Below are 19,381 nucleotides of genomic sequence, written 5' to 3'. Positions count from 1 at the left end.
TAAGGGAGATCGACCAGGGAGGAAACGACATGCTGAAGAAACTGTTGCTCGCCGGCGCCATTGTCGCGTTGTCGGCCGTGCCGGTGCTGGCCGACGAGACTATCGGCCTCATCACCAAGACCGAGACCAACCCCTTCTTCGTCAAGATGCGAGAAGGCGCGCAGGCGAAGGCCAAGGAGCTCGGCATTACGCTGATCACCGCCGCCGGCAAGTATGACGGCGACAATGACGGCCAGGTGGCCGCGATCGAGAACCTCATCGCCGCCGGCGCCAAGGGCTTCGCGATCGTCCCGTCTGACTCGAAGGCGATCGTGCCGACGATCAAGAAGGCGCGCGACGCCGGCCTGATGGTCATCGTGCTCGACACGCCGCTCGATCCGATGGATGCCGCGACGGCGACGTTTGCGACCGACAACCGCAAGGCCGGCATGCTGATCGGCCAGTGGGCCAAGGGCACGCTGGGCGACAAGGCCAAGGACGCCAAGATCGTTCTGCTCGACCTCGCCACCAACCAGCCGACCGTCGACTACCTGCGCGACCAGGGCTTCATGGCCGGCTTCGGCATCGACGTCATGGACCCGAACAAGATCGGCGACGAGACCGATGCGCGCATCTGCGACCATGAAATCTCCCAGGGCGACCAGGAGAAGGGCCGCACGGCGATGGAGAACGCGCTGCAGAAGTGCCCGGACGTGAACGTCGTCTACACGATCAACGAACCGGCCGCGGCCGGCGCGTGGGAAGCGCTGAAGGCGGTCGGCAAGGATGACGGCAGCGTCATGATCGTGTCGGTCGATGGCGGTTGCCCGGGCGTCAAGAACGTCGAGGCCGGCGTGATCGGCGCCACCAGCCAGCAATACCCGCTGAAGATGGCGGCGATGGCCCTTGAGGCGATCCATTCCGGCAAGATCCCGGAAATCGATCCGAAGATGGGCTTCCTCGACACCGGCGCCCAGCTTGTCACCTCGAAGCCCGTGGACGGCGTGACGTCGATCTCCGTCGAAGAGGGCCTGAAGCTCTGCTGGGGCTGATGCTGCCGTGCCGGCAGGCCGGCGGTGCTGAACGTTAAACGGTGGGGGCGCAGCCGCGCCCCCACGCCACGGCGTCGGGGAGGATAGCCGCATGAGTGACAATTCGTCGGGTTCGGCCGTGGCCGAGCGCGGATTGGAGGGCGCCGATCAAACGGTCGCCAGTTTCGACGAGAGCGATGTCGGCCTCGTCCGGCGGCTGCAGGGCTTCCTGCACCGATTTCCCACCAGCATTCCCTTCTTCGTGCTGCTGCTCGGCGTCCTGATTTTCTCGATCGCCGCACCGGGCAAATTCTTCGCGCCGTTCAATTTCTCGCTGGTGCTCCAGCAGGTGACGATCATCGCGATCCTCGGCGTCGCGCAGACGCTGGTGATCCTGACCGCCGGCATCGACCTTTCGGTCGGCGCCATCATGATCCTCTGCTCGGTGGTGATGGGCCGCACGGCCGTCGCCTATGGCGTGCCGGTCGAGATCGCCTTCCCGCTCGGCCTCATCGCCGGCATGGCCTGCGGCCTGGTCAACGGTCTGATCGTGACGCTGCTGCGCCTGCCGCCCTTCATCGTAACGCTCGGCACCTGGTCGATCTTCGGCGCGCTCAATACCTGGTATTCCAGGAGCGAGACCATCCGCCAGCAGGATGTCGAGGACCATGCGCCGTTCCTGCAATGGACCGGCACGATCGTGAAGCCCTATGACTTCTTCTCCAAGACGCTGGGCCTCGACTGGACCTTCCTGAAGGGCTGGGTGCTGACCTATGGCTCGGTGGTGATGCTCGTCCTCGCCCTGGTCGTCTGGTACGTGCTCAACAAGACCGCCTTCGGCCGCCACGTCTATGCGACGGGCGACGATCCCGATGCCGCGCGTCTCGCCGGCATCAGCACGACCAAGACCCTGATCGGCGTCTACACCTTCGCGGGCTTCATCTGCGCCATCGCCGCCTGGGTCCTCATCGGCCGCATCGGCGGCGTCAGCCCTCAGGCCGGCCAGACCGCCAACCTCGATTCGATCACTGCCGTCGTGATCGGCGGTACCAGCCTGTTCGGGGGGCGCGGCTCGATCATCGGCACGCTGATCGGCGCGCTCATCGTGGGCGTCTTCCGCAACGGCCTCGCGCTCTCCGGCCTCGAACTGCTCTGGCAGGATTTCGCCGTCGGCGTGCTGATCATCGTCGCCGTCACCATCGACCAGTGGATCAGGAAGCTGTCGACATGAAAGTGGAACCTGTTCTCCAGGCCCGGGGCCTCAACAAGCGCTATGGCCGCGTCGTGGCGCTCGACAATGCTGATTTCGACCTGTTGCCGGACGAGATCCTCGCCGTCATCGGCGACAATGGCGCCGGCAAGTCAACCCTGATCAAGGCGCTCACCGGCGCCGTGATCCCCGATTTCGGCGAGATCCGGTTGAACGGCCAGCCGGTCTCGTTCAAGAGCCCGATAGAGGCCCGCCATCGCGGCATCGAGACCGTCTACCAGAACCTGGCCGTCTCGCCGGCGCTGTCGATCGCGGACAATCTCTTCCTCGGCCGCGAGAAGCGGCGCGACGACTGGATGGGCCGCATCTTCCGCACGCTGGATAGCGGCTACATGCAGCGCGAGGCACGGCGGCACCTTTCCGATCTCGGTCTCCTGACGATCCAGAACATCAACCAGCCGGTCGAGACGCTCTCGGGCGGCCAGCGCCAGGGCGTCGCCGTGGCAAGGGCCGCGGCCTTCGGTAGCCGGGTAGTCATCATGGACGAGCCGACGGCGGCGCTCGGCGTCAAGGAATCGCGCAAAGTGTTGGAGATGATGCTGCGGCTGAAGTCGAGGGGTTTGCCGATCGTTCTCATCAGCCACAACATGCCGCATGTGTTCGAGGTGGCCGATCGCATCCACATCCACCGCCTTGGCAAGCGCATCGCCATCATCGATCCGAAGCGGCATTCCATGTCGGATGCGGTGGCGATCATGACCGGCGCCATGGCCCCGCCGGAGGATGAGGCAGCCTGACGGGAGGGCTCAGGAGAGGGCGACTTCCGCTTCTTTGCAATCGCGCAATCGGACGGCCTCGGCTATCGTCGCTAAGTCCTTCCGAGTCCGTCGTCGATGCGCCTCACCGGTCGTCCGATTTACTATCTTGTCGTCGCTGCCTTCCTCGCGGGGGCGACATTGTTGCGCCTGTCGGACCCCTTCGCGGTCCAGGCGCTGCGCTATCTCGGTTTCGACCTCTACCAGCGTCTCGACCCGGCGCCGCCGCTCGCCGACAAGCCGGTCGCGATCGTCGACATCGACGAGGCTTCGCTGAAGGCGCTGGGTCAATGGCCCTGGCCGCGGACGCGGATGGCGGAGCTCGCGAGCCGCCTCACCGCGAACGGCGCCGCCGCCGTCGCCTTCGACATCCTGTTCTCCGAAGCTGACCAGACCTCGCCCGAGGAGGTGGTGAAGCGCCTGCCGCCGGAACAGGCGGCACGCGTCGCGGGTATGGTCGATCCGGCCGCGGGCAATGACAATGTCTTTGCTGGGGTCCTCGCCTCGACCCCTTCGGTACTCGGCATTTCGCTTTCGCGCGGCGGCGGCGATCCGCCGGAGCTTCGTGTCGGCTTTGCCACGGCCGGCGATGATCCGCGCGCTTACGTGCCCGATTTCACTGGCGCGGTCCGCAACCTGCCGACGCTTGAGCAGGCGGCGCAGGGCGTCGGCTCGATCAACTGGATCCCGGACCGCGACCAGATCGTCCGCCGCGTCCCGCTGGTCTTCCGGGTCGGCAACCAATATGTGCCCTCGCTCGCCGCCGAAGCGCTGCGGGTAGCACAAGGCGCCGGCTCTTATATCCTTAAGGCCTCCAATGCGAGCGGCGAGGAGGCATTCGGCGCTTCGACGGGGCTCAATCACATCAAGATCGGCGCCATCATCGTGCCGACGGATTCGGAGGGCGCCGTCTGGCTGCGCTTCCGCCCGTCCGATCCGGGCAGCTTTATCCCGGCGATGAGCGTCCTCGACGGCACCATGGCGCCTGACGCCGTCAACGGGCGCATCGTCCTTGTCGGGACCTCGGCCGCCGGGCTCCTCGATCTCCGCGCCACGCCGATTGATGTCGCCGTGCCGGGCGTCGAGATCCACGCGCAGGTGATCGAGCACATTCTCTCAGGCAGGACCTTCGCGCGCCCCGACTTCGCCCGCGGCGTCGAATTGCTGGTCATGGTCCTGCTGGGCATCGGCCTTGCTGTGATTGCGCCGCGCCTCTCGGCCATTCACGGCGCACTGCTGGGTTTCGCGACGATCGGCGGGCTGCTCGCCGCCGGCTATTTCGCCTTCGATCCGGGCGGGCTGCTGTTCGACGTGCTCTATCCGGCGCTGGTCCTGATCCTGCTCACCATCGGCACCGCGCTCTACACCTATCGCGAGGCGGAGCGGTCGAAGGCCGGCGTACGCCGGGCGTTCCAATATTATGTCTCGCCGGATGTGGTCGACGAGATCATCGCCGATCCGTCGCGACTGGAACTTGGCGGCGAGGTGCGTGTCCTGACGCTGCTCTTCTGCGATGTCCGCGGTTTCACCACCATCTCCGAGGGTATGACGGCGCATGAACTGACGCGCTTCATCAATAACCTGCTGACGCCGCTGTCCGAGATCATCCTGAAGCATCGCGGCACGATCGACAAATATATGGGCGACGCGATCATGGCGTTCTGGAACGCGCCGCTCGACGATCCGGACCACGCGCGCCACGCGATCAATGCTGCCGAGGAAATGCTTGCCGCGATGGCGCCGCTGAACGAAGCCTGGCAGCGCGAGGCCGAGGCCGCTGGGCGCAGCATGCCCTTGGTCAAGATCGGCGTCGGGGTCAATACGGGCGAGTGTTGCGTCGGCAATCTCGGCTCGGCCACGCGCTTCGACTATTCCTGCATCGGCGACGAGGTCAACGTCGCCAGCCGGTTCGAATCGCTCACCAAGGAATATGGGCTCACCCTGTTGATGGGCGAGCAGACCGCCCGCCTGGCCGGCCGCGACGAGATCATCGAGGTCGACCGCGTCCAGGTTCGCGGCAAGACGATCGCGACGCGCCTCTTCACCCTGGCGCCAAAGGCGAGCCCGGCGAATTGGCTGACAGGGCATCGGCGCTTCATCGATGCGCTTGGCTCTGGCGATCTCGATCTGACGGAAGCGGCTCGCCAACAGGCTGCTATGGAGGCGCCGGTCCCGTTCGGTACCTATTACGAGCGGATCGGGGAGAAACTTCGCTCGCAGGCTGCGAAGGGGAAAAAATCCCACGTTTCGACAGTTGATGTGTGACCGAGGTCACACTAGAAGGTCCGCAACTCTGCCTACATTCAATCAAATTGAGGGATGATGGCGGGCTGGACGGAAGAGCCTCTCCATCCTTCTCCGCATTGGAGAGTAGCTCCAACTCGTTGTTTCATGGCGCCTTGCCAGCGCGCATCGGTTTTTGTTTCGCTTGAAACGCTCTAGGGAGCCGCCTCTTCGATGACCCCAGCCCTGACGGTGCTAGCGGCCCTCGCGATCCTGCAGGTGAAGCACCTGCTCTGTGATTTCTTCCTGCAAACCAGCCACCAGATCGAAAACAAGGGCACCTATGGCCATCCGGGCGGCCTCATTCATGCAGGCATCCACATGCTCGGAACGCTGCCGGTTTTCCTTGTCTATCCGGTGAGCCTGACGGCCGGGGCGGTGATCCTGGTGGTCGAATTCATCGTCCACTATCACATCGACTGGCTGAAGAACGTCATCGGCAACCTCTACGGCTGGACCACGCGTGACGCGGCCTATTGGTGGGCGTTCGGAACCGACCAGTTCCTGCACCAGATCACCTATCTCGTGATGGTGCTGGCCCTGGTTCAGCTTCAGGGCTGACGGCGTTGGCTGCAGCGCGGCGCATAGCTTCCGCGTTCCCGGCGAACCGGAGCCTTAGCCGCCGCGGAAGAATCGCCGGACGGCTCCCGCAATGTCATCGGTACGAACACCGAGCAGGCGGTGGGCGTGCTCGTCGTCGGCGATGCGGCTGAGTTCGGCCCGTCGCGCGGCCAGAACTTCGTCCATCCGGTCGAGCAGTTCCGGCGAGCGCACGAAAACCGATTCCAGCGCCACTTTCGTGATCTCGACGACACGCGTCGGCTCCAGCGCCGTTACGCTCGCCGCGCGGCGGTCACCGGTCAGGAGCGACATCTCGCCGACGATCTCACCCGGCCCGAGAACCGCGACCTCGCGGGTGGGATGGCGCGTGCCGACGACGGAAACCTCGAGTTGGCCGGAGAGGATTGCGACCATGAAGGTGCCGAATTCGCCCTCGCTCATCATCACCGTACCGGCTTCATAATCCACGATATGGCAGCGGGCGGCGAGGTGATCGAGTTCGGCTGACGGCAGAACCTCCGCGAAAAGCGCAATCTTGCCAAGCGTTTCGCGAACTTCCATGACGAGCGCCTCCCGGATGCGGCTGCATTGTTGGGTGCCACCCGCGCCGCGTCAAGGCGGGGTCAGCGCGATACGAACTCGATAGCGACCCGGATGGCAAATCCGGCCTTGGGCGGGGGAGGGAAGGGGGCGGCGCGCCGGACGGCGTCCAATGCTGCGCCGTCAAGGGCGCCATCGCCGGAACTGGCGACGATGCGAAGACCGCTTACCGTTCCCCCCGCCCCGATGCTGAACGCCACATGCGCGGTACCCCGCTCTGATGTCCCATCGGGATAGCGGCGCGCTCGCCGCAGCTTGGCCGAAACGCGCCCGGCATAGGCCGAGGCGAGCGCTGCGCCGCGGCCGGCCTCGCGGCTGCGGCCAAGCCCGGGATCGGTGCTGTCGCGATCGGCATCGGCGATTTCGGCGCCCTTGCGGCTGGAGGTTTCGCTGGAGCCGCGCGGCGGGGCTGCGGGTTTCTCGGCCTTCTTTTCCACGGGCACCGGCTTGGCCTTCGCGATCTTGCGCTCGGGCTTCGGCTCGGGTTTCACCTTGGGTTGGGCGGGAGGTGCCGGCTCGATCGCCGTCAATGTCTCGGCCGGCGTCGTCGCGGCCGTTTCGGGCGTGGTCGCGAGTGCCGCCGTCTCGGCGGTCTGAATTTCTGTCGCGGTCGGCGTTGCGGTCGCCGCGTTCTGGAGCTCTGTTTCACTCGTGGAGGAGGCCTTTACCTCGGCCACCTCCGTCGTTTCTCTGGAGGCTTGCGCGGCAACAGGTTCGCTCTCGCGCGCCACGGTTGGGGCCGCGGCGAGATCGGCCTCGATCGCAGGCGCCGTTGTTGCCTCAAGCGGTGTTGAAGCGGCGATCTCGGCCGGCTCGGACGAATGTGTCTCGGCGCTGTCGGGCTGCGCAGCGACCTCGGGGGCATTCGCGGCGGAAGCCTCCGTCGGTTCGGCAGTAGCGGCGAGCGGCGTGACGTCGGAACGCGGCGCAGGAGCCGCCTCGGCAGGCTGCAGTGCGGCGACTTCCATCTGGTGCGGCGGCGGCTCCGCCTCGGCCGCCGGTGTCTCCGAGGTCTCCATCGGTTCGAGCGCTGCAGCCGGTTCCGGTTCGCTCGGCGTTTCGACTGGCATGTCGATGCCGATAATGGCATCGACCGATCCGACGACATGGCTGCCGGCGCCGCTGCCGGCCTCGATATCCGCCTCATCGGACGGTGTCAGCGCCAGCACCAATCCGGCATGGGCGAAGAACGACAACCCGATCGCGACGATCCAGCGCCGACGCAGCATCACGGAACTCCGGCGGTTCTAGTTCTCGAAGCCGATGGCGGCGCGGCTCGACGCCTGGATGCGATCGCTGCACAGCGGCGGCGTCAGCCCGTCGCCCTTGCATTCCTTGACATCGTTCAGCAGAACCCTGCCGATATCGGCGCAGGCTGTCTCCGCGATATCGAACTGCCGGACGCGATTCTTGGCGGCCGGGACCTTGCCGCTGCGCACGACGACGAAGCGCTCGACGCGGCCATCCTTGTCGAACAACACCAGTTCAAGCGCCATGTCGTCGATATCGATCGTCTGCTTATTGGCGATGACGAAGGAGAGGCGGCATGCCTTGGCGTTGGCGGCCGCGTCGTTGAGTTCCAGCGCGATGACCGGATCGCCGGATTGCGCGACGGCGGCGCCGCCCGTCATCAGGGTCGCGCCCAGCAGCGCGATGGCGCCAGCGCCTATTGCGGAAAGAGAAGCGCGCCTGTCGCCGCACCGAACCGACATGTTTCACCTCGTTGCCAATGAGAGCCGCGCCGATACCAGCGGGCCTCACGCAACTAGAAAAACATGAGTATGAAAGTCAATATAATTCGGTGCGAACGGCGTCAGGATGGTGTTGCGAAGGATGCGGCCATGAGCGGGTGCAGGGCCTCGGCGCCGCCAAGGTCGAGCAGGCCGCGAAGCTGTCCGCGATCGGAGGCGACGTCAGCGATGGTGTAGCTGTCGAGTACGGCGAAGAAGGCCCTGAGCGCCTCGCTGAGCACGCGGTTGACGCCGCAGGAGTCAACCAGCGGGCAATCGCGATTGGTCGTATCGAAGCAATCCGTCAAAAAGAAATTGCTCTCGGTCGCGCGGACGACGGCGCCGACCGTGATCTCGCTCGCGGGTTTCGCGAGGCGGATGCCGCCATTGCGACCGCGGATCGTCTCGATGAAACCCGACTCAACGAGGACATGCATGATCTTGAAGAGGTGCAGTTCCGATATGCCATAGGTCGTGGCGATATCGCGGATCCGGCTCGTCCCTTCATTATTGGCCTGACAATAAAGAAGGACGCGGATCGAATAGCTGGTTTGCTGGGTCAAGCGCATAGGGCATCCCTTGCATAGTCCGCGAAACGCGCCCTGTGACGGTTCCGCAACGGCCATCCGTTAAACCTTCTCTTTAAAGTCTTCTTTTCTCCCTTTCAATGTCCGCGATGGTGGACATGCAAAAAAGGCCCGGAAAGCAGAGCTTTCCGGGCCTTTTGAAAACTATGGGACCGGTCGTCCCGCTGTCAGATCAGCGAGCCGTTGACGATCGCCTGGCCGTCCTGGCCGAAGAGATGCACCGTTTCCGGCGCAATGACGATCCGTACCTTGTCGCCGGTACGCTGCGGCGCCAGGCCGTCGGCCTTGACCACGGTCGTGTCGGATCCCTCGACGTCGACATAGATCATCGTCTCGCCGCCGAGATGCTCGGAGAGCGCCACGACGCCGGGGATGCCGCCGGTTTCGGTCGGAGCGATCGTCAGATGCTCAGGGCGAACGCCAAGCGTGATCGGGCCGGGCGAGACGGTGGCGCCCCGGGTCGGCACGGCGAGCGTCGAGCCGCCGGGCAGGGCGATGATCGCCGATCCGTTCTGGACCTCGGTCACCGCGACATTGAACAGGTTCATCTTCGGGCTGCCGATGAAGGTGGCGACGAAGATGTTGTTGGGGCGGTGATAGAGCTCCAGCGGCGAACCGACCTGCTCGATCCGGCCGGCTGACAGCACGACGATCTTGTCGGCCATGGTCATGGCCTCGACCTGATCGTGGGTGACGTAGATCATCGTCGCCTTCAGATCGTTATGGAGCTTCGAGATCTCGATGCGCATCTGCACGCGCAGCGCGGCGTCGAGGTTCGACAGCGGCTCGTCGAACAGGAACACGTCGGGCTCGCGCACGATGGCGCGGCCGATGGCGACGCGCTGGCGCTGACCGCCGGAGAGCTGGGCCGGACGGCGGTTCAACAGTTCGGTGAGGTGCAGCAGCTTAGCCGCCTTCTCGGTTCGCGCCGCGATCTCCGGCTTCGGCATCTTGGCCATCTTCATGCCGAAGCCGATATTCTCGGCCACCGTCATGTGCGGATAGAGCGCGTAGGACTGGAACACCATCGAGACGCCGCGCTCGGCCGGAGCAAGGCGGGTGACGTCGCGGTCGCCGATCTTGACGAGGCCCTCGCTCGTGCCTTCGAGGCCGGCGATCAGGCGCAGCAGCGTCGACTTCCCGCAGCCCGACGGGCCGACGAAGACGCAGAACTCACCATCCTTCACTTCGAGATCGACACCGCGGATGATCGGCACTTCGCCGAACGACTTCTGGATATCGCGAAGCGTCAGACTTGCCATAGAACGTTCCTCCAACAAGCTAAAATGGATCGGCCAGACGACGTCGATCCTGCAATACGAGCGGGCTCAGAAATTACCGTCCACGATCCCGCCGCCGGAGTAAAGTCCCGATTTGTAGGCGGGGTGGAATTCCGCCTCGCGTCGCGGGCCTTGGAAGCTGGCGCGCTTCGGCTATCCTTCGACGGGGAGGAGAAGGGCATGAGCGAGGAGTTCCTGGTCGATCCCGATCACCGGACGACGCCCGGGAGCGAGTTCCTCGTCGGCGACATCTGGAAGGTCAAGCTCATGCGCTCGGCGCATGTGCACAGCCATGTCGAGTTCAACATGCTGCTAGCCGGCGCGATGACCTATCTCTTCAACGGTCGGACAGTGACGCTAAGGAAAGGTGATCTCGGACTCTTCTGGGCGGCGATCCCCCACCGCGTCATTGAGGTGGAGGAGCCGACCTATTTCATCTGCATCGACTTGCCGGTCGAGATGTTTCTCGCGATGCCAGGTTGCGAGCCGCTGAAGACGCCCATCCTGCAGGGTGGCGTGCTGGTGGCCAACAAGCTGCGGCCCTTCGATGAGCCGATGTTCAAGAGCTGGCATGCTGATATGGCGCAGCCGGGCGCAACGTTGCACGGCCTGGTGCGCGATGAACTGGCATTGCGCCTTCGGCGCATCATCCTCGATGGCTGGCGCGACCTTGCGTCCGACGAGGAGGAGCGGCGCGCGCTCGAATCGGACCCGCGTTCGGGCGAGCACCAGCGTGACCGGGCCCACCGTATGGCGCGCTATATCGCCGAGCATGCGATCGAGCCGATCACGGTCGCCGATATCGCGGCCTCGGTCGAACTCCACCCGAACTATGCCATGACGCTGTTCCGCAAGACGCTGGGCATGACGATCAACGAATATGTGACGCGGCAGCGCCTTATGCTCGCCCATGGCCGCCTGCTCGCCAGCGAGCGGGATATCGCCGATATCGCCTTCGAGGCTGGCTTCGGCTCGCTCAGCCGCTTCTACGAGGCGTTCAAGGAGCGTTATGGCTGCACGCCGCGCGATATGCGCCGCAATTTCCACGAGACCCGAGAGGCCGCGGCTCCGCGCGCCTGACGGCAAGTCCGGAAGAACCGCTGGCTCCGCGACGGAAGCGTCGGTGCCGCCCGTTTGACTCCTCGTCGGATCATCAACGGGATCACCATGTCCATCGGCAAGCAAGCTCTCCTCGCTGTGTTCGTGCTGCTGCTCGCCGGCGCTGGCTGGTACGCGTTCCAGCATCGCGCCAGCCTCTTCGGCGGCGCCGAAGTCGCGTCCGGCGGGACCGCGGGGGGTGGGCAGGGAGGGCAGCGTGGCGGCGGGCGCGGCGTTTCAGGTCCCACTCCCGTCGTGACGGATGTCGTGGGCAGCGACGTGACGGGCGAGGAAGTGCGTGCCGTCGGCACCGTGCTGGTGCCTCGCTCGATCAACCTCTACCCGCAGGTGAGCGCCATCGTCACCGAGGTGCTGTTCAAGGCCGGCGACAAGGTTGCCAAGGACCAGTCGATTCTCCGCCTCGACGATGCCGACCAGAAGGCGGCGCTCGATCTGGCGCAAGTTGCCCTCAGCGACGCCCAGAAGACGCTGGAGCGCTCGCAGAAGCTTGCCAGCACGAATAATCTGACCCAGTCGGCGCTGCAGGATGCGCAGTCGGGCGAGCGCAAGGCCGAGATCGCGCTGCTCGGCACCCAGATCGCGCTGGAGCGGCGCACCATCGTGGCGCCCTTCGCCGGGGTCGTCGGCATCAGCAATATCTCCGAAGGTGACCTCGTCACGACGTCGACCGTGGTGGCAACGCTCGATGATCTGACCGTCATGAAGGTCTCTTTCCTAGTGCCGGAGCGCTTCTCGGGCCGCGTCGCGATCGGCCAGCCGATCACGGCAACGGCCGATAGCGATCCGGATGCGGTCATCAAGGGCGTCGTCTCCGCCATCGATACCCGCGTCGATGCCAGCGCGCGTACGCTGAAGGTCGAGGCGACGATCGATGCGGCCTCCGCCGAGGCCGTGGGCGTCAAGCCGGGCATGTCGATCAAGGTGCGTCTGCCATTCCAGGGCGAGAAGCAACTGGCGCTCTCGGCGCTTGCCATCCAATGGGACCGCAACGGCGCCTATGTCTGGCGCGTCGCCGGCGACGGCGTGAAGCGCGCCGCGATCAATGTGCTCGAAAGGCAGAGCGGCCGCGTGCTGGTCTCGTCGGCCGATCTTGCCGAGGGTGACAAGATCGTGGTGGAGGGGCTGCAGCGTCTGCGCGACGGCGCCAAGATAGCCGAGCTGAATGCGCATGCCGAAGGCGGCAAGGCAGCCGCCGGCGGCGTGGCGAAGGGGAGCTGACGATGAGCGAAAGCCAGCCGCCGAAGCCGGTGCCCGCACCCGATCATTCGCTCGATCATGACCCCATGCCGAAGGGAGGAATCTCTCTGGGCGGCATTTCGGCGATTTCCGTACGCCGGCCGGTGCTCGCCATCGTCGCCAATCTCCTGATCGTCGTGGCAGGCCTCGCTGCTTTCGGCGGTGTCGAGATCCGCGAACTGCCCAATATCGACCAGCCGGTGATCACCATCACCACGACCTACACCGGCGCCTCGCCCGACACTATGGACAAGGAGGTGACCAGCGTTATCGAGAACGCCGCGGCCGGCGTCTCGGGCTGGACCGACATCCAGTCTCAGTCCACCAGCGGCCGCAGCCGCGTGACAATCCAGTTCTCCGATTCGACCGATATCAACGTCGCGGCCAGCGACCTGCGCGATGCCGTGGGCAATGCCCAGCGCAATCTGCCCGACGATGCCGACCCGCCGACGATCGCCAAGGCCGACACCAATGGCGACGCGATCATGCGCCTCGCCGTCACCTCGTCGAGCCAGAAGATCGAGGACCTGACGCAACTGGTGAATGACGTTATCGTCGACCGGCTGAAATCGGTCCCCGGCGTCGCCGACGTTCAGGTCAATGGCGATCGCTCGCCGATGATCTCCATCTATATCGATCCGATGCGCCTTGCCGCCTATGGCCTGACGGTGACGGATCTGAAGACGGCGCTTGCCACCGTGGCGCTCGATGTTCCCGCCGGCAACCTGACCGACGCCAACCGCAACATGTTCGTGCGCGCCGATGCCAGCGTGAAGGGCGCCGACGACGTCAAGGCGATCCGCATCAAGGGCGATACGCGCATCGGCGACGTCGCCGACGTGGTGTTCGGACCGGCGACCAAATCGTCAAGCCTTCAGGTCAATGGCCGCACCGGCGTCGGCCTCGGCATCGTGCGGCAGGCAAGCTCCAACACGCTGTCGATCTCGAAGGATGTGCGGACCGCGGTCGACGAACTGACCGCCACGCTGCCCAAGGACGTTTCGATCCGCATCACTTCCGACGACGCCAATTTCATTGCCGGCTCGTTCGAGGAGGTGGAGCGCAGCCTCGTGCTGGCGATCGGGATCGTCATCGCCATCATCTACCTCTTTCTGCGCTCTTTCCGCGCGACGTTGATCCCCGCTGTCACCGTGCCGGTGTCGCTGCTGGGCACCATAGCGGCGATGTATCTGATGGGCTTCTCGCTCAACATATTGACGCTGCTGGCGCTGGTGCTGGCAACGGGTCTCGTCGTCGATGACGCCATCGTCGTGTTGGAGAACATCGCCCGCCGCCGCCACGAGGGCATGGGGCCACGCGCAGCCGCCGTGCTGGGCGCAAGGCAGGTGTTCTTTGCCGTGATCTCGACCACGGCAACGCTCGCCGCCGTGTTCATCCCGATTTCCTTCTTCAAGGGCACGGCCGGCCGCCTCTTCTCCGAATTCGGCTTCGTGCTGGCCTTCTCGGTGGCGCTCTCCGCCTTCGTGGCGCTCACCCTGGTGCCGATGATGGCGTCGCGTCTTCTGTCTGCCGGGGATCTCGAGGAAGGGCCCAACGACGGCAAGCGGCACAATATCCTTTTCCGCGCGCTCGGCGCCTTCGGCCGCGGTGGACAGCGGCTCTATGAGAAGCTGCTCGACGCGGCGCTGGCCGCCCCGCTTGTCGTCATCCTCATCAGCGTCCTCTTCGCGGGCGGAGCCGTGCTTGCCTATGAGCTGCTGCCGCAGCAATTGACGCCGCAGGAGGATCGCGGCGCCGTCATCATCTCGATGTCCGCGCCGCAGGGCTCCACCGTCGACTATACGCAAGGCCAGATGGCGCGCGTCACGCAGGCGGTGCAGCCTTTGCTGAAATCGGGCGAGGCGACCAATGTCTTCTCGGTCGCCGGCAATTTCGGCAGTGCCAATTCCGGCTTCATGTTCGTGACGCTGGCGCCATGGGGCGAGCGGGCGCGCAGCCAGCAGGCGATCGCCGCCGAGCTCTCGGCGAAGCTGCGCAATATCCCCGGTGCCGTCGTCAATCTGCGCCAGGCGAACAGCCTCGGCATTCGCGGCGGCGGCCAGGGCCTGACCTTCGCCGTCACCGGCGCGGACTATGAAACCATCACCAAGGCCGCGACGGGCCTCATCGGCACGCTGTCGTCCGATCCGGCCTTCACCAGCGTCCAGCTCAACTATGATCTGAACCAGCCCCAGCTCTCGGTCGATATCGACCGCGATCGCGCCGCCGACCTCGGCATTTCCGTCGCCGATGTCGGCACGATCGTCTCGACGCTGCTGGCCGGCGCCGACATGGGCAATTTCTATATCGGCGATGACAAGATCAACATCCGCGCCTTGGCGCCGGATGGCATGATCGTGACGCCGAACGATCTTGAGAACGTGCAGGTCCGCACGGCCAGCGGGGCGATGGTGCCGCTCTCCTCGGTCATCAGTGTCTCGGAGGGCTCGACGTCGCCCACGCTGGCGCGTCAGTCGCAGCGCCGCGCCGTACCGATCACGGCGACGCTGGCGCCCGGCGTCGATCTCGGCTCGGCGATGCAGATCCTCGACAAGGCTGTGCCGAGCCTGCCGGCCGGGATCGGTGTCGTCTATACCGGCGAGGCGGCGACGCTGAACGAGACGTCGAGCGGCGTGCTGCAGACTTTCGGCTTCGCCGTGATCATCATCCTGCTGGTGCTCGCCGCGCAGTTCGAGAGCTTCATTTCGGCCGCGATCCTGTTCGCCACAGTGCCGTTTGGCGTTGCTTCGGGCATTTATGCCATCCTGCTCTCCGGCGGCTCGATCAACATCTACACGCAGATCGGCTTGGTGATGCTGGTTGGCCTGATGGCCAAGAACGGCATCCTGATTGTCGAATTCGCCAACCAGCTCCGTGACGAGGGGCTATCGGTGCGCGATGCGATCCGCGACGCCTGCCGCATCCGTTTGCGCCCGGTGCTGATGACGATGATCGCGACCGTTCTTGGTGGCCTGCCGCTGATCCTGACCGGCGGGGCCGGCTCGGAGGCACGCGCCGCGCTCGGCTGGATCATGGTCGGCGGGCTGGGATTCTCGGCGCTGGCGACGCTTTTCCTGACGCCGGTTGCCTTCCTGCTGCTCGCCCGCTTTGGCAAGCCGCGTGCGTCGGAGGAACAGCGCCTCGTTCGCGAACTGCGCGAGGTCGAGCGCGCCGAGGCGCGCCATCCCTCCCAGCCCGACCGGGAGATCGCGCGAGACGTCCCGCAGCTGCCGATCGCCGCGGAATAGGAGGCGCCGGTGGATCCGATCCGTGCCCACGATGAGGCGAAGGTGGCTGTGGTTCGCGGCCGGATGGGGTATCGTCTCGTCGCCGGCGGCCACAACGCCGGTCTTCCCCACGAAGAGACGAAAGGTCGGGTCCAGCCCTTGTCGCGCAAGGACGATTTCGGAAGAGACGCCGTGCTTCGTGCCGAGGAGGCGCTGATGCAGGCGATCGCAAATGGCGAGCGGGACGTCTTCGCCCGGCTGATCGGCGCGGAGGCGCCACGGCTGACGCGCTTCGTGCTCGCCATTCTCTCCGATCTGTCGGAGGCGGAGGAGATCGTCCAGGAATCGCTGCTGCGCCTCTGGCGCCAGGCGCCGACCTGGGAGCCGCGGGCTCGCATCGGCACCTATCTGCACCGCGTCGCCTATCGCCTCGCGATCGACCGGATCCGCCGACGACGTCCCCATGTCGATATCGACGACTATGACGATCTGATCGAGGACGAGGACGAGAGCGCCGCGCCCGACCGCAATCTCGACCGCCTCGACGAGGTCCGCCAGGTGCACGAGGCGCTCGACCAGCTCTCGGATCGCCAGCGCGCCGTGATCGTCCTCGCCCATTTCCAGGAACTCGGCCAGGCGGAAGCCGCCGCGATCCTGGGCATCGGCGAGCATGCCTATGAATCGCTTCTCGCCCGCGCGCGTCGGCGTCTTCGCACGCTGCTCGCGGAGAACGGGGAGCCCGCCGGGGAGGATTGGACAAAGCCATGAGCAACCGCACTTCCGAACCAACTAGCGGCCTGCACGCCGGCCCGATCGGCCTTCGCGACGCCGTCGATCTCTGGGGGCCCGACCTCTCGAAATGGCCGGATATTGCCCATCTGCGCCATGCCCGCGAGGCGCTCCTATCCGACCGGGGCTTTCGCGCCTATCGCGACGGGGCGATCGCCGCCGACCGCCGACTTCTCGCCACGGCGGCGGCGCTGGATGATCGCATCGCGTCGAAGGGCTCCGTCGCCCGCATTGCCGATGAGGTTCTGGCGAAGGTCGAACCGCGCCATAGCCCGCGCTATTCGCGTTATTCCCGTTTTGCCGCTGTCGCTGCCGTGATCGTCATTGCCGGTCTTCTTGGCGGCGCGTCGGGATGGATGCGTCCGGACATCGGCGAGGACGGGCGCATGACGGTAGTCCAGCTCGATCCGCTTCTTTTTGGTCCGGCCGAGATCGGCTTCTAGATGGCACCCAAGCCCGAAAGAAAGCGCGGCCGCAACTGGCTCGCCGGCGTTGCCGTCGTCTCGCTGGCGGTGAATGCGTACTTCCTGGGCGCGCTCTTTACCGAGACGCTCCGCTTCCGCACGTCGCGCGACGAGAGCAGCCCCCACGCCGCCAAAATGGAGCTGCGCTGGCTGCGCGGACGACTTTCGCCCGATGCAGTCCGCTCCGTCGAGGCTGCCCTTGAGCCGCTGAAGCCGGATATGATGGCTCGCATCCAGCGCCTGAAGACGCTCCGAGCCGAACTCGGCCCGCTCGTTGCTGCGCCCGAGCCGGACCGTGCGGCGATCGATGCGCATTTGCGCGAGATCCGGCTCGAAGTCGGCGCCATGCAGGAGCAGACCCAATCGAAGGTGTTCGACGCCGTCCTGGCGCTGCCCCAGGCCGAGCGTGCGCCGCTGGCGACGCCCGCGCAGGGAAGCGCCAAGGGTAACTGACCCCAAACGAAAAACGGGGCCGCGCGGGCCCCGTCAATCTTGTGCCGCACGTGCTGTCAGCGCGACGCGATCAGCCGCTCAGCATCGGTGGCGGTCAGCGGCGCGGGACGTTCCGTGGTCGTCGAGAGTTCGACGACCTTGCGGCTTGCCGCTGCGTCGAGGATCGAGACCATGATGTCGAGTGCGTGCAGCGCGACGCGGCCCGAGCAGCGCGGCTCGCGGCCGGTCTCGGCAGCATCGAGCAGATCGGCGACGCCGAGCATGCGATAATTGGCCCGCTCGCCGCTCCAATTGGCGCGGCCGAACGGCGCCTCGGCCGCGTCGACCTCGATATAGTCGCCGCCGGCCTTCGAATAGCGGACGGCCCCGCCGAAGAAGTTCGGATCGGGCACGAGCATCGTTCCTTCCGAGCCGTAGAGCTCGATAGGGTTCTCATGGCCGTGCTTCCAGACGTCCCAGCTGACGCCGAACGACACCTGTGCGCCGGAGACGAATTCGATGATGGCGTTGATCGTCGTCGGCACCAGCACCGGTACCGACTTGCCCTTCATCGGACCCTCGGCCGTGACGAAGCGCTCCTCGAAACCCTTGCTCGCGATCGCGGTGACCGATTTGGCTGGTCCGATCAGATTGATCAGCGCGGAAGTGTAATAGGGTCCCATGTCGAGCACCGGTCCACCGCCCGGCTGGAAGAAGAAGCCGGGATTGGGATGCCAGGCCTCCATGCCGTGACCCATGAAATGCATGGTGCCGGCGATGATGTGGCCGACCTTGCCCTCGTCGATGAGGCGACGCGCCGTCTGGCCGCCGCCGCCAAGGAAGGTGTCGGGTGCGCTGCCGAGCTTCAGCCCGCGTGCGTCGGCTTCCGCGACGAGCTTCTTGCCGTCGTCGACCGAGAGCGCGAACGGCTTCTCCGAATAGGCATGCTTGCCAGCGGAGAGGATCGAATGGCTGATCTCATAGTGAGCGGCCGGGATCGTCAGGTTGATGACGGTGTCGATCTCGCTGTTCTTCAGGAGTTCATCGACGGTCATGGCAGCGATGCCGAACTGGTCGGCCCGGGCCTTGGCCGCGGCCGGCGCAATATCCGCGACGGCGACGATCTTTGTGCCGGGAAACAGCGGCGCCAGCTTCAGATAGGCTTCGGAGATGTTGCCGGCGCCGATCAGGCCGATCTTGTGAACGGTGGACATGGGGTGGTCTTTCAGGAAAGGAGGGCCTTGATCGAAGCAAAGGAGCGCTCCGCAAAGCGCTTCCAGTCCGCCGGATTGTCGTGCTCGGCGACGAGGACATGCGCCTTTGCCGCGCCATCGATATGCGGCTTCAGGGCTTTCCAGTCGACCGTGCCCGTGCCGACATCGGCCCATCCATCCTCGGCCGTGGTGCCGGCGGGCGCCAGGTCCTTGATGTGGAAGGCGATGGTGTCGCCTGCGAGCTTCTCGATCTCGCGCACCGGATCCTTGCCGGCGCGCACGACCCAGCCGATGTCGAGCTCAGCCGAGACGCCATTGCCGATCAGGTGGTCGATCGGCCGCGAGCCGTCTGGCAACGAGACATATTCGAAGTCGTGATTGTGCCAGCCGAGGCCAAATCCGGCGGCCTTTGCCTTCTCGGCCGCCCGGGCGAGCGTGTCGTGGAGCTTCTTCCAGCCATCGATATTGGTCGGCCGCTCCTCGGCGACGAGATAGGGCACGACGATGGTGGATGCGCCGATCGTGCCGGCAATGTCTATGAAGCGGGCGGTGTCTCCGGCAACGCCGTCGAGCGGGGCATGGAAGGTCGGCGTGACGAGGCCGACCGCATCGACCTTGGCGCGATAGGCGGCGGCATCGTCGCCATAGAGGGGATAATAGGGCTCTACCGCGTCATAGCCTATGGCGGCGAGGCCTTCGAGAACGGTCTCCAGCGGCGGGAAATTGCGCGCCGAATAGAGCTGGAACGAGATCTTGTGCTGGGGCATGAGAACATCTCTTTGATGCGGCTCACCCTTTCGGGCGGGTGGACGTGGCAGGGCGAA

The 19,381-nt window shown here is 65.5% G+C and carries 18 protein-coding genes; 11 read left to right on the top strand and 7 right to left on the bottom strand.

Annotation, left to right across the window (positions count from 1 at the left end):
- The first annotated feature begins 29 nt into the window (after positions 1-29).
- The 5 genes from OSH05_RS01715 to OSH05_RS01695 all read left to right on the top strand — a co-directional run bounded on the left by OSH05_RS01715 (position 30) and on the right by OSH05_RS01695 (position 5,879).
- Complete coding sequence (locus OSH05_RS01715; protein WP_104218538.1) at positions 30-1,031, top strand: sugar ABC transporter substrate-binding protein; 1,002 nt, start codon at positions 30-32, stop codon at positions 1,029-1,031.
- 91 nt (positions 1,032-1,122) lie between these two features.
- Positions 1,123-2,241, top strand: coding sequence for an ABC transporter permease (locus OSH05_RS01710; protein ID WP_104218537.1), 1,119 nt, complete (start codon positions 1,123-1,125; stop codon positions 2,239-2,241).
- The gene (locus OSH05_RS01705) at positions 2,238-3,017 is read left to right on the top strand and encodes an ATP-binding cassette domain-containing protein (RefSeq protein WP_104218536.1); all 780 of its coding nucleotides are present in this window, start codon (positions 2,238-2,240) and stop codon (positions 3,015-3,017) included. The genes OSH05_RS01710 and OSH05_RS01705 overlap by 4 nt, the downstream gene beginning before the upstream one ends.
- A gap of 96 nt (positions 3,018-3,113) precedes the next feature.
- Positions 3,114-5,300 (top strand): CHASE2 domain-containing protein, encoded by a 2,187-nt coding sequence (locus tag OSH05_RS01700; protein WP_104218535.1) that lies wholly within the window; start codon positions 3,114-3,116, stop codon positions 5,298-5,300.
- 192 nt (positions 5,301-5,492) lie between these two features.
- Positions 5,493-5,879, top strand: coding sequence for a DUF3307 domain-containing protein (locus OSH05_RS01695; RefSeq protein ID WP_104218534.1), 387 nt, complete (start codon positions 5,493-5,495; stop codon positions 5,877-5,879).
- A gap of 54 nt (positions 5,880-5,933) precedes the next feature.
- On the opposite strand, the gene OSH05_RS01690 is transcribed toward OSH05_RS01695, so the two are convergent.
- The 5 genes from OSH05_RS01690 to OSH05_RS01670 all read right to left on the bottom strand — a co-directional run bounded on the left by OSH05_RS01690 (position 5,934) and on the right by OSH05_RS01670 (position 10,058).
- Positions 5,934-6,440, bottom strand: a complete 507-nt coding sequence (locus OSH05_RS01690) for a Crp/Fnr family transcriptional regulator (protein WP_104218533.1) — start codon at positions 6,438-6,440, stop codon at positions 5,934-5,936.
- Between the two features lie 62 nt (positions 6,441-6,502).
- Positions 6,503-7,708: an energy transducer TonB gene (locus OSH05_RS01685; RefSeq protein ID WP_104218532.1), complete on the bottom strand. Its 1,206-nt coding sequence runs from the start codon at positions 7,706-7,708 to the stop codon at positions 6,503-6,505.
- 18 nt (positions 7,709-7,726) lie between these two features.
- A complete protein-coding gene (locus OSH05_RS01680; protein WP_104218531.1) occupies positions 7,727-8,191 on the bottom strand; it encodes a hypothetical protein in 465 nt (154 codons plus the stop codon).
- Between the two features lie 101 nt (positions 8,192-8,292).
- A complete protein-coding gene (gene rirA, locus OSH05_RS01675; protein ID WP_104218530.1) occupies positions 8,293-8,778 on the bottom strand; it encodes an iron-responsive transcriptional regulator RirA in 486 nt (161 codons plus the stop codon).
- Between the two features lie 185 nt (positions 8,779-8,963).
- Positions 8,964-10,058: an ABC transporter ATP-binding protein gene (locus tag OSH05_RS01670; protein ID WP_104218529.1), complete on the bottom strand. Its 1,095-nt coding sequence runs from the start codon at positions 10,056-10,058 to the stop codon at positions 8,964-8,966.
- A 198-nt stretch (positions 10,059-10,256) separates the two neighbouring features.
- Here OSH05_RS01670 and OSH05_RS01665 point away from each other — a divergent pair, with 198 nt between their 5' ends.
- The 6 genes from OSH05_RS01665 (at position 10,257) to OSH05_RS01640 (ending at position 17,364) form a co-directional block, all read left to right on the top strand.
- Positions 10,257-11,156, top strand: a complete 900-nt coding sequence (locus OSH05_RS01665) for an AraC family transcriptional regulator (RefSeq protein WP_165801545.1) — start codon at positions 10,257-10,259, stop codon at positions 11,154-11,156.
- A gap of 87 nt (positions 11,157-11,243) precedes the next feature.
- On the top strand, positions 11,244-12,413 hold the full coding sequence (locus OSH05_RS01660) for an efflux RND transporter periplasmic adaptor subunit (RefSeq protein ID WP_104218527.1): 1,170 nt from the start codon (positions 11,244-11,246) through the stop codon (positions 12,411-12,413).
- A 65-nt stretch (positions 12,414-12,478) separates the two neighbouring features.
- Positions 12,479-15,679: an efflux RND transporter permease subunit gene (locus OSH05_RS01655; protein ID WP_104218822.1), complete on the top strand. Its 3,201-nt coding sequence runs from the start codon at positions 12,479-12,481 to the stop codon at positions 15,677-15,679.
- Between the two features lie 9 nt (positions 15,680-15,688).
- The gene (locus OSH05_RS01650; protein WP_104218526.1) at positions 15,689-16,426 is read left to right on the top strand and encodes an RNA polymerase sigma factor; all 738 of its coding nucleotides are present in this window, start codon (positions 15,689-15,691) and stop codon (positions 16,424-16,426) included.
- Positions 16,423-16,890 carry a hypothetical protein gene (locus tag OSH05_RS01645; protein WP_104218525.1) on the top strand — a complete coding sequence of 156 codons (468 nt, stop codon included), beginning with the start codon at positions 16,423-16,425 and terminating at the stop codon, positions 16,888-16,890. The genes OSH05_RS01650 and OSH05_RS01645 overlap by 4 nt, the downstream gene beginning before the upstream one ends.
- Positions 16,891-17,364 carry a periplasmic heavy metal sensor gene (locus tag OSH05_RS01640; protein ID WP_104218524.1) on the top strand — a complete coding sequence of 158 codons (474 nt, stop codon included), beginning with the start codon at positions 16,891-16,893 and terminating at the stop codon, positions 17,362-17,364.
- Between the two features lie 56 nt (positions 17,365-17,420).
- On the opposite strand, the gene OSH05_RS01635 is transcribed toward OSH05_RS01640, so the two are convergent.
- Both OSH05_RS01635 and OSH05_RS01630 read right to left on the bottom strand, forming a co-directional pair.
- Complete coding sequence (locus OSH05_RS01635) at positions 17,421-18,557, bottom strand: Gfo/Idh/MocA family protein (RefSeq protein ID WP_104218523.1); 1,137 nt, start codon at positions 18,555-18,557, stop codon at positions 17,421-17,423.
- Positions 18,558-18,568: 11 nt separating this feature from the next.
- On the bottom strand, positions 18,569-19,324 hold the full coding sequence (locus tag OSH05_RS01630; protein ID WP_104218522.1) for a sugar phosphate isomerase/epimerase family protein: 756 nt from the start codon (positions 19,322-19,324) through the stop codon (positions 18,569-18,571).
- Positions 19,325-19,381 lie beyond the last annotated feature (57 nt).

This window comes from Kaistia algarum, from assembly GCF_026343945.1.
GTDB classification, from domain to species: Bacteria; Pseudomonadota; Alphaproteobacteria; order Rhizobiales; family Kaistiaceae; genus Kaistia; species Kaistia algarum.
Note: the sequence above shows the minus strand (reverse complement) of the source record. Positions and strands in the feature narration are given on the sequence as shown.

What these genes read in the sequence shown, in the direction of transcription:
- OSH05_RS01655 (WP_104218822.1), top strand. Translation starts at nt 12,479, where the DNA reads ATGCCGAAGGGAGGAATCTCTCTGGGCGGCATTTCGGCGATTTCCGTA.
- OSH05_RS01660 (WP_104218527.1), top strand. Translation starts at nt 11,244, where the DNA reads ATGTCCATCGGCAAGCAAGCTCTCCTCGCTGTGTTCGTGCTGCTGCTC.
- OSH05_RS01710 (WP_104218537.1), top strand. Translation starts at nt 1,123, where the DNA reads ATGAGTGACAATTCGTCGGGTTCGGCCGTGGCCGAGCGCGGATTGGAG.
- OSH05_RS01670 (WP_104218529.1), bottom strand. Translation starts at nt 10,058, where the DNA reads ATGGCAAGTCTGACGCTTCGCGATATCCAGAAGTCGTTCGGCGAAGTG.
- OSH05_RS01635 (WP_104218523.1), bottom strand. Translation starts at nt 18,557, where the DNA reads ATGTCCACCGTTCACAAGATCGGCCTGATCGGCGCCGGCAACATCTCC.
- OSH05_RS01705 (WP_104218536.1), top strand. Translation starts at nt 2,238, where the DNA reads ATGAAAGTGGAACCTGTTCTCCAGGCCCGGGGCCTCAACAAGCGCTAT.
- OSH05_RS01690 (WP_104218533.1), bottom strand. Translation starts at nt 6,440, where the DNA reads ATGGAAGTTCGCGAAACGCTTGGCAAGATTGCGCTTTTCGCGGAGGTT.
- rirA (WP_104218530.1), bottom strand. Translation starts at nt 8,778, where the DNA reads ATGCGCTTGACCCAGCAAACCAGCTATTCGATCCGCGTCCTTCTTTAT.
- OSH05_RS01630 (WP_104218522.1), bottom strand. Translation starts at nt 19,324, where the DNA reads ATGCCCCAGCACAAGATCTCGTTCCAGCTCTATTCGGCGCGCAATTTC.
- OSH05_RS01695 (WP_104218534.1), top strand. Translation starts at nt 5,493, where the DNA reads ATGACCCCAGCCCTGACGGTGCTAGCGGCCCTCGCGATCCTGCAGGTG.
- OSH05_RS01685 (WP_104218532.1), bottom strand. Translation starts at nt 7,708, where the DNA reads ATGCTGCGTCGGCGCTGGATCGTCGCGATCGGGTTGTCGTTCTTCGCC.
- OSH05_RS01645 (WP_104218525.1), top strand. Translation starts at nt 16,423, where the DNA reads ATGAGCAACCGCACTTCCGAACCAACTAGCGGCCTGCACGCCGGCCCG.
- OSH05_RS01640 (WP_104218524.1), top strand. Translation starts at nt 16,891, where the DNA reads ATGGCACCCAAGCCCGAAAGAAAGCGCGGCCGCAACTGGCTCGCCGGC.
- OSH05_RS01715 (WP_104218538.1), top strand. Translation starts at nt 30, where the DNA reads ATGCTGAAGAAACTGTTGCTCGCCGGCGCCATTGTCGCGTTGTCGGCC.
- OSH05_RS01665 (WP_165801545.1), top strand. Translation starts at nt 10,257, where the DNA reads ATGAGCGAGGAGTTCCTGGTCGATCCCGATCACCGGACGACGCCCGGG.
- OSH05_RS01680 (WP_104218531.1), bottom strand. Translation starts at nt 8,191, where the DNA reads ATGTCGGTTCGGTGCGGCGACAGGCGCGCTTCTCTTTCCGCAATAGGC.
- OSH05_RS01700 (WP_104218535.1), top strand. Translation starts at nt 3,114, where the DNA reads ATGCGCCTCACCGGTCGTCCGATTTACTATCTTGTCGTCGCTGCCTTC.